The 12,476-nt window shown below is 61.3% G+C and carries 8 protein-coding genes and 3 pseudogenes; 7 read left to right on the top strand and 4 right to left on the bottom strand.

Features of this window, described 5'->3' with window-relative positions:
• Positions 1-688 precede the first annotated feature (688 nt).
• Entirely contained in the window at positions 689-1,000 is a 312-nt protein-coding gene (locus MRBLAR12_RS12650; protein WP_364746466.1) for a hypothetical protein, read from the top strand.
• Between the two features lie 388 nt (positions 1,001-1,388).
• On the opposite strand, the pseudogene MRBLAR12_RS12645 reads toward MRBLAR12_RS12650, so the two are convergent.
• Positions 1,389-2,226: pseudogene (locus tag MRBLAR12_RS12645) on the bottom strand (glycogen debranching N-terminal domain-containing protein).
• Positions 2,227-3,739: 1,513 nt separating this feature from the next.
• Between MRBLAR12_RS12645 and MRBLAR12_RS12640 the strand changes: the two are divergent.
• The 5 genes and pseudogenes from MRBLAR12_RS12640 to MRBLAR12_RS12620 all read left to right on the top strand — a co-directional run bounded on the left by MRBLAR12_RS12640 (position 3,740) and on the right by MRBLAR12_RS12620 (position 6,953).
• The gene (locus MRBLAR12_RS12640) at positions 3,740-4,252 is read left to right on the top strand and encodes a hypothetical protein (RefSeq protein ID WP_364746464.1); all 513 of its coding nucleotides are present in this window, start codon (positions 3,740-3,742) and stop codon (positions 4,250-4,252) included.
• A 350-nt stretch (positions 4,253-4,602) separates the two neighbouring features.
• On the top strand, positions 4,603-4,935 hold the full coding sequence (locus MRBLAR12_RS12635; RefSeq protein ID WP_364746463.1) for a zinc-binding dehydrogenase: 333 nt from the start codon (positions 4,603-4,605) through the stop codon (positions 4,933-4,935).
• 3 nt (positions 4,936-4,938) lie between these two features.
• On the top strand, positions 4,939-5,136 hold the full coding sequence (locus tag MRBLAR12_RS12630; protein WP_364746461.1) for a zinc-binding dehydrogenase: 198 nt from the start codon (positions 4,939-4,941) through the stop codon (positions 5,134-5,136).
• A 370-nt stretch (positions 5,137-5,506) separates the two neighbouring features.
• Positions 5,507-6,130: a G1 family glutamic endopeptidase gene (locus tag MRBLAR12_RS12625; RefSeq protein WP_364746459.1), complete on the top strand. Its 624-nt coding sequence runs from the start codon at positions 5,507-5,509 to the stop codon at positions 6,128-6,130.
• A 335-nt stretch (positions 6,131-6,465) separates the two neighbouring features.
• A pseudogene (locus tag MRBLAR12_RS12620) lies at positions 6,466-6,953 on the top strand (aldo/keto reductase).
• A gap of 225 nt (positions 6,954-7,178) precedes the next feature.
• Here MRBLAR12_RS12620 and MRBLAR12_RS12615 read toward each other — a convergent pair.
• The 3 genes from MRBLAR12_RS12615 to MRBLAR12_RS12605 form a co-directional block, all read right to left on the bottom strand.
• Positions 7,179-7,892, bottom strand: coding sequence for a hypothetical protein (locus MRBLAR12_RS12615; protein ID WP_364746457.1), 714 nt, complete (start codon positions 7,890-7,892; stop codon positions 7,179-7,181).
• A gap of 592 nt (positions 7,893-8,484) precedes the next feature.
• The gene (locus tag MRBLAR12_RS12610) at positions 8,485-8,910 is read right to left on the bottom strand and encodes a hypothetical protein (RefSeq protein ID WP_364746455.1); all 426 of its coding nucleotides are present in this window, start codon (positions 8,908-8,910) and stop codon (positions 8,485-8,487) included.
• Between the two features lie 488 nt (positions 8,911-9,398).
• Positions 9,399-9,872 (bottom strand): hypothetical protein, encoded by a 474-nt coding sequence (locus MRBLAR12_RS12605; protein WP_364746453.1) that lies wholly within the window; start codon positions 9,870-9,872, stop codon positions 9,399-9,401.
• 1,631 nt (positions 9,873-11,503) lie between these two features.
• Here MRBLAR12_RS12605 and MRBLAR12_RS12600 point away from each other — a divergent pair.
• Positions 11,504-12,228, top strand: a pseudogene (locus MRBLAR12_RS12600) (IS1595 family transposase); the annotation flags it as partial.
• Between the last annotated feature and the right edge of the window lie 248 nt (positions 12,229-12,476).

Here is a 12,476-nt window from a genome sequence, read left to right as displayed (position 1 = left end):
CTCCATGCTAACGGGACGCAGATCCCCAGGCACGTGCTTTCGGTGTAGGCACACCACACAAAGCTGACCTGTACCTCAACTTCTCCCCAGAGCTGGTTTGGCCATCCAGTCCTCTTGGAAATGCGGGAGATGGTTTCGGGACGGGGCGGAAATTGCTCTGCCGGAGGAATGGTATTCCATCACTCAAACAGATCCTTGGACGGCACAAACCCCAAGGCCTCGGCCTGCGACCAAACTCGTGCCGACCGGATGCAGGAGACAACAAGTCTTGGCGCGGCGCATAAGAGGTAACACCACGATGGCAGAGCGGGCTCCGACCAATCTTGGCGGACGCCAAAGTCCGTTCCTGACGCGGATACGAGAATCTTCAGGAGCTAAGTGATGATTCTGGGCCTGCGGACAAACGCCCTTGTGGGAAACTTCCCCAGCTCGTCAATTGCGTCGTGCACGACAGTGTCTGGCTGCTACCGCCGCAGCGGCACTCTGCTTCACGGAAACGGTGCTGGCACGGTAGTGCCCAATTCCAACGCGACGCAATATGGAGCCAGGGGTTAATGAAATCCGGAAGTAACCGCACCCCTCCCGCCGGAGCAGCCGTGCCACACCCGCCGAACATTCTTGGGCGACGCTCGGAGCGAAGACTGACCGACCCTTTCTAGCCATTGGAGTATCACAAATGATAGGCATCATGTTTCGCGGTCCAAGCGACGCTCCAGCCCTCGCCGCCGGACTCGCGGTTGCCCACACCACCAGCCCTGCGTCCGCCACAGTCAACGGTGCGGAGGTCCGAAAGCCTATTACCGCGACATCAAACGCCATGGTGGGCTCCGGCAGCCCGGCCGCGCGGGAGCGCGTCAGGGACGCGGCGTATGACGCGGTAGAAAAGGTCCTGAACAGCCTGTTTCAGCCATTGAGCCCGAAGGCCCTCGCAACGCGGTGGATCGAGGCCGCCGATGCCATGGCGAAACACCTTGAGACAAATGACATCGGCCGACAGTAACGCGATTTCGGCGTGGTTGGCGTCCTGCTTGAGACCTCTGCTGCGGTCCTGTTTGGACCTCCAAGAGCATCTCAGCTTCTCAGCGGAGCGGGTCCTCTTCGCTCTTCTCGCCAGTCCCTGTGGTCAGCCAGCTTTCGACTAATTGCTTGTTGCTATTTGACTGCTGATAACCCTGGTGACGACGAGGCGCCGCGCTGCCCGTCCCGGGCTTATCACGCCTTAGTGTGCATGCTCTGTCCCGCATACCTGCGCATGCTGTATCCAGCCAAGGGCGGCGGTTCTCTCGAAGTGGCCAATTGGGTTTCTGTAGTGATGAAACACCACTACCCAGAGACGCGCACTGAACTTTCGGACAAATGAGAAGGTCACTGCCGACGTGTCGATCCTGCTAAGCCTTTCCGCGCCTTCTGGCCTGTTCCACGGGGTCGCCCCCCCAAGGGCGAGATCCGTGCTGGAACACCATGCCCTCGAGCAGCCCCTGGATGGTGGCGGTGGCACCGGAGATGTCGATGGTCATCCGGCCGTTGGCCATGGGGGCGTTGGTTATGTGCAGGTCGCCGTAGGAATCCGGGAGCACTGGATTCATCCAAAGGCCGCCGCGGGCAACGTCGGCGTAGTAGCCCATTAGGCTCTTGACCAGCATGATGGGGGGTGGTGGCGGCCCAAGCCTGGGGCCAGCAGGCCGTGGGGTAGGGCACGGGTTCGTCGAAGTGCTCGCGGCTGAAGCCGCAGAAAAGTTCGGGCAGCCGCCCCTCTGAGTACTCGGCCGCCTCCAACAGGGCCGTTGCGATGCGCTGCGCCTCGGCTATGAAGCCGTAGCGAAAGGGGTCCGCGAAGTCCGCCTCGACTTTAAGGGAAACGACGCACTCGACAGGGGTCGGTGAGTAGTTTCGGACGGTGAGCTGCTCCAGGATTCCGGCACCTTCCTCGCGGAGGCGTTCCACGATCAGCGGACTGTCCGCATACCCGTCCGAGCAGCGTCCGCGGCCGACAAAGAGGGCACGATACGGCTCCTGCGTCCTGGCGGCCAGCGACTCCAAGGGCTCACCATTAACGGTTAGATTCCAGCGGGACAGGATGCAGGTGTCCTCGAAGAAAACCCCGTGCGGGTACTCAGGCTGGAGATCGCCGTTCGCCGAGGAAATGCAAAAGGACGAACCCTCCACCAAGGTGACCGTCCCGGCGCCCAGAGGCCCGGCGGCAGTGTCAGCATTCCACCCAGCCATCCCGGTTCCTTCAAAGGATTGACTTCAACGCCTTCACGGCAGCGCACGCACCGTTATCGACCAGTCGATCTTCTGCCTTCATCTGTCCAACCGACGCTACGGCCGTGCACCAGATGATGCCGGCCCGGCGCGTTGACTCTCTAATGGGTGGTGGCTGGCCTGGCGACTAGCTGGCAGGATGGCTGCCAGTCCTGCTGAACGTGACTCTCGTTGACTCTGACCCCAGCAGTCTCGGAGAAGGCCTAACCAATGCCACCATGCCGCCACCCGCGAAGAAGCGCTGCCTTCAGCTGAGGTGCTTGGGGAACAGTGTCTGCTTCGGACGAAAAAGGATGACAATATCTCCGTATATGCCTGGACAGGTTAATCGCCAATTTTGGCCAACAATTTGCAATTCCTGACGTATCTGCGCGCGCCGATCACGCGCAGTCCCGTCTCTCACATGCTCTGCAACGAGACCGTCGGCGCTTGAGCGAAGGCGCTGGCATGCGATACCCAGGGTGGTACGGCCTGTAATCGGCATCCGCGCAAGGAACCACTCCCTGCGAGCGTTTGCCGCCTCCACGCATGCCCGGAGGTTGCCTAACGACGGGTGCAGCATCGGAAGGGAGAGCATTTACGGATCCGATTGGGTTTAGGCTGACCGCAATCAGGACTCTTCCAGTATTCGTCCGCGTGCTGTCCCATAAGCGTGCACGTTAACGTTCTTGTATCCATGACGAATGGAGGAACGTTGAAAGTGACAGATCTTCACTAGATTTCCTTTTGAATGGTTGCAGGTGGATTGATCTGGCGGAATTTTCGATTCCTTGAACCGGGACTTCCAGTCTGAGACCGCGCACGACCCACGGCTTCCGTGCTGGCACTGTTGTCCGCCCTTGCCGGCGCTCTCGCACCGACGGAGTCTTAGACGGAACTCGTTGTTGTTGGAAATGGGGAGGCGGTTTTCGGGGACGAGTGCATGTTGCTCAGCGGGATGAATGGTATTTGTTCATGACTCAACAGCATCTTTGGACGGCACAGACCCCCAAGGCCCTGATCGGCGACGAGACTCGTGCTGACCGGCTGCAGGAGTCAACAGGTCCTGGCGCGGCGCATAAAAGGTAGCACCATGACAGCAGAGCGGCAGCCGCCAAGGCTAGTTCCTGACAAAGGCAAAAAACCTCCAGGAGCTAAGTGATGATTCTGGGCCTATGTCAGGGCGCCAAGCACACCTGAGGGAAGCTGCCCCAGGTCGTCGATAACGTTGTGAATGACAGGGTCGGATTCGGGACACTACTGCCGCAGCGCTTTTCCGGGGGAGCCTGCTTCTCGGAAACCGTGCTGGCACGGTAGTGCCCAATTCCAACCCGGACGCAACATGGAGTTACCGGGTTAAACGAATCCGGAATCGGAATTTGGGCCTCTCGAGGTTTATCCATTTCCAATCAATCAGGACTGACACGGCTGCCCACGCTATGTGACACATGAGTCAAGGACGTCCACCCGATCATCGCCCAGGAGCGTGAATCAAATGTTTTCCAAAACAACACCAGCAAAAAAATCCCGAACTGCACGCCGCAAAATTGCTCTCATAGCCGCGGCTTCGCTCGCACTGACAACCGTTCCCTTTGCCTTGGCCGCCCCGGCCCAGGCAGCCACCACCCAAACTGTCTGCTCGGTCAAAGCAGAGAGGCCGGAATTTGCAGGCTACACCAAATACAAGGTCACGCTGGTCAACTATAAGATAAAGGTGTACTGCGCGAAGGCCCGGGACGTGCTCATCAAGCAAGAACGTTGGGAAGACGACTACACGTATCTCCCTCCCTTCAACGGCAACGATTTCTTGGGTGCATCGTCGTGGAACAACTACCGTGTTGAGGCCGGCAAGACGCTCACCATAAACAACGTCCGCACGCTCGTCAACGGGGAGGCCCTAGACGAGGAAGTCTTCCACAAGGCTTCCATCCAGGAAGGCTCGAGAGACCTTGGCATCTGGACGGGTTGGTCCAAGTGGAGTGTCAGCGCCAACCTCTCGATTTCATAACTGCCTCACAGCACGGCCGTCTGGTGGCTCGGATTGTAGCTCGTCTCGGTCGGCTGGCCGGTGGAATCAAGCGGCCAACGGACCTCCATGTGGGATTCGGGAATAGATCACGCTGTCTGTGACAGTTTGAGGTTTCGTTTGGTTGGTTGATCCAGGTTTTCTTGGGCCCCGGAATAAGAAAGAAGAGGGGCGGTCCACCAGGACCGCCCCTCTTCGGCCTATCTGGCCTATCTGGCCTATCTGGCCTATCTGGCCTATCTGGCCTATCTGGCCTATCTGGCCTATCTGGCCTATCTGGCCTATCTGGCCTGAGTATACGAAAACAACTGATCCCTGCCGCGTCCAGCAGCGTGGGTCTCGCGGCCATCCAGATCGCCAACATTGTGGGCGCCAAGCCGGTGGCCGTGACGCGGACCGGAGCGAAGCGCCAACAACTCCTCGATGCCGGCGCGTCAGCGGTTATCGCCACGGAGAGTGAAGACGTCACCGCCCGCCTGGACCAAATTACCGGCGGCGCCGGTGTGCAGGTCATCTTCGACCCGGTGGCAGGGCCACCGCTGGCTCAACTTATTGATGCAGTAGCCACCTATGCCACTGTTGTCATCTACGGCGCCCTCAGCAGCGACCCGACATCGCTGCCGGTCCTGTCAATGCTGGAAAAACGCATCACCATCCGCGGCTAAGACATGAACGAAGTGGACGCAGATGACAGCCACCTCCACAAGGCTGTCGCCTTCATCAGCGAAGGCCTCGAAAAAAGGGTCCTCACACCAACCATCGACGCGGTCTTTGACCTGGCCAACATCGCCGACGCCTACAGGTACCTCGCGTCCAACAGCCAGTTCGGCAAAGTCGTGGTCACCATCCCAAACACCGTCGCCTAGGGCGCCTATCGGATCCGAGTTCCGCGAGCATCTTTCGCGAGACACGAATGACTCTGGTGCCTGTACACGGGCTGAGCTAGCATGGCCAGCACCATCTCCAAGGCTGTAGTGCCGGAGCGCGGGAAGGGAGAACGGCGTGACCAATGAGGTACGCTTCAGCCGCGAAGAGGCAGGGGCCACACCGCCACCGGCGGACTTCGACCCGTTAACCGCCGACCCGAAGAGCTTGGCCAGATACGGTCTCCCCCGGCGACCCGATCGTCAGAGCCAGCCTGGGCTGTCCGCCCTGTGGGATCGGCAGGCACGCCGCTATCGCACGTTCGAACACCTGCAGGCGGAAGTGCCTCGACCACCGCAGACGGGGTCCGATATGGCGCCCGAAGCGTTGCTGCTGTACCCCGTCGGAACCTGTGGCTACACGCTCGACAGCTTCGGTGACCCGTTTACGACCCTGGCGGTCACCTGGACCGTGCCTAATTTGCGGCACACTCCCAACGCTCAAGGCCTCAATAAGTTTCGTACGTTCGTGGGTCTCGGATTCCTTGACGTACACGTCGAAATGACCGTCGACTCCACGAATAACGTCACAGCCACGATCACCGCCCTCAATGTCGATACGGTCGGGCTCCCGGTCCAACCCGGCGACGTGATTAGCGCGGGGATATGTCTTAGCACGTCCCCTCCCGGTAGGGCCACTTACGTCCTGGCGAACGAGACCAGGTCGCAGACGGTGAACTTCAGTTTCAATTCCGGGTTCCCGCCCGCCGTAACCGTCAACGCCGGGATCAGCCGGAGCACCGTCGACCACCCGTCGTCAAACCCCCTGGCACACTTTGGCGTCGTCTACTTCGACGAGATATCCGCCTATACGACAGCGGGGAGCCGCTCACTCACCGGCGGCGAAGCCGTTACGATGGTGGACCTTGACGGCTCCACCCTGGCCAAGCCGGTCCGCCTCAATGACTACGCGTTCAAGATCGTGCGTGTTGCCTGACCTGCCAAGTGGGAGTCGTCACCTACTCCATTGGCGAGAACGCGAAAACCGACGCCGCCAAGGATTCCGCCCCCCTCGACAACGTCGCCACGGAACAGACGGCAGTCGCAAAGTGCGAGCGGTGGTTGCGGGATCTCTACGACGACGGCGCGGGATTTAAGGTTCTGTCCCTCAGGACGGTGGGCAGCAGCCGGACGTATCAGACGTTCACCGTCGACGCCGTGGTCCAGCGCCAGGCCCCCGTGGATAAGAAGAAGTACCAGACCACTGAGCGGTGCAATGTGTACTGGTCCAGCCTTGATGACGCCTGGGACCGCTACATCGGCGCATCCGCGATGTGGGCCTGGCAGTTCGCCAAGATGCAGCACGCCGCGGATCTGCACGGGTGGACGCGCTTCGTGTCGATGCAGGACCAGTACAGCCTGATGCACCGTGAAGAGGAGCGCGAAATGTTCGGCCTCCTCTCTGACCAAGGCGTGGGAGGCATCCCCTACAGCCCGCTCGCGAAGGGACGGCTCGCCCGCCCGTGGGGCGGTGCCACCGCACGGGCGGCCAATGACCCCGTCGCCGAGCGGAGCTTCAGCGAAGCGGACAAGCCCATTGCCGACGCCGTTCAAAAGAATGCAGAAGCGCGGGGAATTCCCATGGCGCACGTGGCCTTGCGTGGGTGCTGAAAAACCCTGTCGTGTCCGCGCCGATTGTCGGGGCCACCAAGGAGCACCACCTCCCCGACGCGGTCGCCGCCCTCGCCGTGAAGCTGACAGACGACGAGATCAAAGCCATGGAAGAGCCCTATACGCTCAGGATGCCCGTCGGCTACTGAGCAAGGCTATTGCTCACTCATCCGTAGACAGGTGTGGCGGTTCCCTCCCAACAGGGAACCGCCACACCTTTCGACTTCGTTGCAGGCTTCAGCCCAGCCGGTACTCGGCTGCAATTTTTGCAAGGTGCCCGGGCCCGTTTTGCCGAATCCCAATGACCCGATGTGGAGTTCGTAAATCACCAGGTCTGTGAGCCGTACTGGCACCGGCAACCCCGCGGTGAACTCCTAGGACCAGAACTCGTCGTCGTTGATCTGCTTCGGCGGGTCGGTGGTCGGTTCGAACTCTTCGCGCACCACGTCCTGGTCGATGACGACGCTGCAGCTGACGCCGCCGTCCAGGGTATCCGGGCTCCCGTCCCACGGCTTGTCCTTCGGATTTATATCGCCGCGGCCGATCTGCCAGCGGGAGTGGATGTCCGTGCGAATCCGTGTGGCGCCTTGGGCGTTTTGGACGCGGTACATGTATGGCAAGCCGACATAGGACTGGAAGTCCAGCAGCGGATCGCTGGCCCAGATGCCGGCACCGATCTTCTTGAGCGGCACCACGGGACGGTTCGCGTCGATGCCGGTCCCGCCGTCGTCGATGTAGCCGTTGTCCTTCGCTCCGAAGACAACTTCAACGTTCTGCGCGTTGGGCGCCCAGACCGCGAACCTGAGTTGTTCCGCGCCGCCCTGGTAGAACTTCTGGGCGCCCAGGAACCGACTGAGCGTCAGAAAGTAGCGGGCCGTCGCCTGTCCTTCGGCCGCCGGCAGGATGGTGTGGCATTCCGGTCTGATCACCGCCAGGTCCGGGTCCTCGGTGACGATCCCCCATTGGTTCGCGCCCGCTGGCCCGTCCAGCCGGACGCCCCACCGGATCTCCTGGCCGGCCAGAGTGTCGTCGAAATTCACGGTCGCTTCGAAAGCCGGGCAGCCGTCATCCGCGACGATCTCCTGCATCGGTATATCGCCCCAGCTGTTCCACGTGCCCGACAGTTTGGCACTACGGAAAAGGCAGGCACTAGGGTGCTCCGTCACCGTCCGGACTGTCAACGCATACTTGTTACCCCAGTGAGGGCCTTGCCGTTACCGGTGAGGCCGCGTTCCGCACACATGACGGGCATGACCCGTGAACCTGATCCCCGCGCCGACGACATCTCCACGAACGACTACTGCGCGCTGCTGCCCCGCCGCCGCCACTCGCACGAGGGCCGAGGCCGGGCGCTGCTGATGCCGCGCACCGCCCTGGTCGTCGTCCCCTTTCCGCGCCGAGAAGATGCGCCCGCCCGCCGAGTACACCCTGCCGGAGATGCACAGCAGGCTCAACGGCCCCGATCACCACTAGCCCGAAGGACGAGACCTAGACCCGGTTGAACACCATGCACCGGGTGACGAAACGTCCGTGTAGACGAGGCTTTTTACTCACGGGCTCTACGCACAACAGCAGCATCCACCATACGTGGGACCTTCGTACTCGATGCCACCGAGTTCAATCGTCATTCTGTTGACACTTGGCTGTTCGTCACTTGGCCGTTCGTTGATTGGCCGGTTGTCAATGGGGGCAAACTGCTTTAAATGTGGGGTTCACCTGCAACAGGGTGGCGTACTTCAAAGTGAACACAGACCGTACGGTTTCCAGGCCGTGCTGCTTGATGCCCTGTTGCAGGAAATCGAAAGCACCATACAGATGCCCGCATTCGCACTTTTTCGGTGTGAATCGAAAGTTGGGGAGGTCCAGGCCCAGTTCCAATTTGATGCGCTCACTTTCCTCTTCGGATACTTCCCTAAGTCCCCTGCTTCGGATTCTTTCTGGAGTCCAGTACCAATCCTTGACCGCCCGTGACTGCTCTTGCGTAAGGTAGAACGCGGCGGAAACATCGGCTAGGATAGCCGCCTTCACGACTTCAACCACGCCATCGTCCCCACCAGCCAACACTGCGTTGCCCGTGGCAGCGATAGCGTCGATCTCCGTAAGCATTGACTCATTCATAGCTTCTCACCCATCAAATAAGCGTGGCCTGGCTTGATTTAGCGTCGCGTAGGGGATCTAGACTCCACCCCGACTACAGGTTGTTCTATATCCGCCCTACTGAGACTCCTGACTCCGATGAAGCAGTTGTGCGGCACCCGCGAAAGTCCTTCACCGGGGCTATTCCCTGGCCCCCATTTGCCCGTTTACGACATGATAATTTCGATCTGCTCGGCGACTAAGTTCCAGAGGAACAGGCAACGGGTGCCCCGAATTCTGGGGTTACGCTCATCTGCGGATTGTGATCGGAATACCCGCAATTGACTCCGTCCTACCCGCCCGGCCGGCATTCGTCAAGGGAATGTGGCCCCGCGGGCGATGCAGTGAGGACGCGACTCGGGTGTCATCTATAAATACCGCAGGCCGCTCTTCGAGGTTGACGGCCCACTCGCGCGCGCCGAGCAGGAAGGGGCTGCTGCGTGAGCACCGAGGTCCGGTCAATAGTAGAGGTTCCATTCGGCGTAACCCGGTGGGGTCGTGGTAATCACCACATCCTGTCCAAAGAAAAAGGGCTCGTAGTCCTCGACCCACTTAACGCTGTCTATCGTCCCGGGTACCGAGCGGAGATTGCCAGTGTAAACGGTGCTGTCGATGGATACCTTTTCCCATGCGTCATCGCCCGTGGCAACTAGCTTCACGCGCAGATGCCCCGCAACCCCATCGCGGAACACCTCGTAGTACGGCACAGCAGTTCCTGAAACGGAGACGCCTAGGCCATCCGGATTCTGGAACACCCAGTAGTATGTCGCGACCGAGCCGCGATCGAGGCGAGGCGTGCGTCCCGGCTCGAGACTGCCGCGCTTCAGCAGCGTCTCATCACGGTAGATCTCAAGTATGACTGTGTCGTCCGTGCCACTCCAGAACTCTTGTCCGGTCTGGATCGTCCAGTCGATGCGCGTAACGTTTGCCATTTTGTGCCTGCCTCTCGGATCGAGCATGTCGCATGCCATCTTGATAGGACCATCGCGTTGCACCAGCATGGGCCACCGGGACGTGCCCCAAGCATGGCGCGCCAACGTCGGCCACGGATGAGTCCAATGGCCCCTGTCCGCATGCAGCTGCCACTGCGGGCGGCCAGCCGCACACAGGAGGGCATGAGCAACCAGAACCGTGTCCAGCCCGGCGTCCCGTCCAGCGGAGAATTCGAAGCCCACTCCTTTCCCGAAGCCACCGGCGTCACCCTGGTCGAACCGGCCGCCCGGCCGTGACCGCCGGCAAGACCCTGAACATCCGGGACATGATGTGCGCGAGCGACCTCTCCGCTCCGACGGCAGCCGCGATATCCACCTGGAACGCCACGGCGCCCAGATCGAAGACTTCATCCGGGATCGCGCATCAAGACCATCAGAACCGTCCCGGAGCGCATCCAGAAAGTCGGCCGCGAGTTGGCGGGGAGTGGTCGAGGTGGTCAAGTTCCACGCGTAAGCAGAAAGGATCTCACCGGCGAGGCCCTGCGGACGCCGTCCTGCCGGGCCGGATTGGCTACGACACCTCCGCAGACCAGCTCCTTCTCCACACCATCCAGAGCGACGAAGCTTTCGATGCCCTCCGTTCAACCGGTGTGCTTGTGCCCGAACCTTCCCTGGTCGAGCCATTGCATGCCGGCGCCTATGACTGGATGCTCCGGCAGATGGCAGCACGACTTAGCACCGGGAGTGACGGTGCCGTCTGGTTCTAGGCACGGATCACGCGCCAGGATCTAGCGGACATCTGCAAGCAATCCATCGGGCAAGTTCTGCTGACCTGCAAGGTGCCACGGGAACGGGTGCTGCCCTCGCACCATGGCGATTGGCATGCGGTCCTGAACAAGTTCCCCCATATCCCCGCACTCCCGGACGAAAGCGATGAAGGCTACATCGCCCGCATGAATCGCGTGTTCGACGATTTCTGGGCCAGGCTCAGGGGGCGGGAGCCTGGGGTGCAGGAATCGCGCAACGGCCAGCGGATTTGAGGGCCGCAGTCGAGCAGGGATGGGAGAACATCCTTGACCCGAGGAACTATGGTCGTTTCGAGTCCTGGCAGGCCAACACACTGCACGCGGAAGACGTCGTGGAAGCTGTCAGAATCGAACGCTGAACTGCCGTCCTGCGAGTCAGACCAGGGCTGACTTGGCCTGATCTGGGCCGACGCCCCGCCGTCACAAGATGCACATGAACGCACTCTTGCTGTCGCCCGTTCTTCGACCGGTGGAGTATTCAGTCTCGTCCGATTAGGTCCGGATGGACTTTGGTACGAGCATCCTTGGAGGAATCTTTTGGGGGCTTCTTCCACTGCCTCTTCCGTACGGCGCCAGTATTCCTCCCAAGCTCCGTCCGAAGCGCCCACAGAGGGCTGCCCAATGCCGTTGAGGTACCGGCCCGGTCTCGCTCTGGCGCATCCGCAGCAGGCTTTGGGTATTACTCTTCAACAAATGTGCACAGACTCATCAGCCCAGGAGAAGGTGTTAGTGCCCGTCCCAGGCGTGCAGGTGATACTTCACCTCTTTGGGTATGGCCCTGATACTTGGCGGGCACTTGGTGCATCCACCTGCCCGGCGCCGGCCACGTCGGTGACGGCCGGGACGATCTTCGCCCGCACCCGCACTCCGCTGCGCACGTGGTTCGCGGCGGTGTGGTTCGTGACGTCTCAGAAGAACGGCGTGTCCGCTCTCGGCCTCCAGCGGGTCCTGGGGATGAGATCGTATGAGACGGCGTGGGCGTGGATGCACAAGCTGCGCCGGGCCATGGTCCGGCCCGACCGCGAGATGCTCTCCGGGCTTGTCGAGGTCGACGAGAGCTTCATCGGTGGGGTCCACCGCGGCATGCCCGGCGTCGGCCCCGACAAGATCTCGGTCCTGGTCGCCGCGGAGCACCTGGACCACAACCGGATCGGACGGATCCGCCTCGAGCCCGGACCGGCCGACCGCAGGCTCGCCCTGGTGAAGTTCGGCCAGCGCGTCGTCGCCCCCGGTTCCACCATCCCACCGACGGGGCAAGACAGCTGAGGCGCTTCGCCGACCTCGGCTACAAGCACGAGTACTTCACCCAGCTCGGATCGGTCATCCCCGCGCACGTCAACATGCCCGCCGTCCACATGGCCGCCTCCCAGCTCAAACGCTGGATCGACGGCACCCTGCACCAGGGCATCTCGAGGGAGCAGCTGGCCTACTACCTGGACGAGTTCACCTTCCGCTTCAACCGCCGCACCGCCAAGAACCGCGGGCTGCTGTTCTATCGGCTCCTCCAGCAGGCAACGAACACAGACCCGGCGCCGTTGAAGGACCTAGTCATTCCCCACGAGGCGGACCCTCACCGAGCCCCCGAGTGAATCGATCGCCATCGGGACCTGGTGACCAAGGCGGTCGGGGCAACTAACTGCCCGCCCGGCGAGGGATCCTTCACCGGGACAGGGGGGCATCAGGTCGGTTTCCGAGTCGTGCAGCGCTACTTCCACTCGAACAGGCGGCCTTCGGACTTGCCGTCGGCCACCTGGTACTCGAACAAGACCGCGATCCCGTTGAGGCTGCTCAACTCGTC

This window comes from Arthrobacter sp. LAR12-1-1.1, assembly GCF_040676555.1.
Classification (GTDB): Bacteria; Actinomycetota; Actinomycetes; order Actinomycetales; family Micrococcaceae; genus Arthrobacter.
The sequence above is the reverse complement of the archived record's forward strand: the minus strand, read 5'-3'. Positions and strand labels throughout refer to the sequence as shown.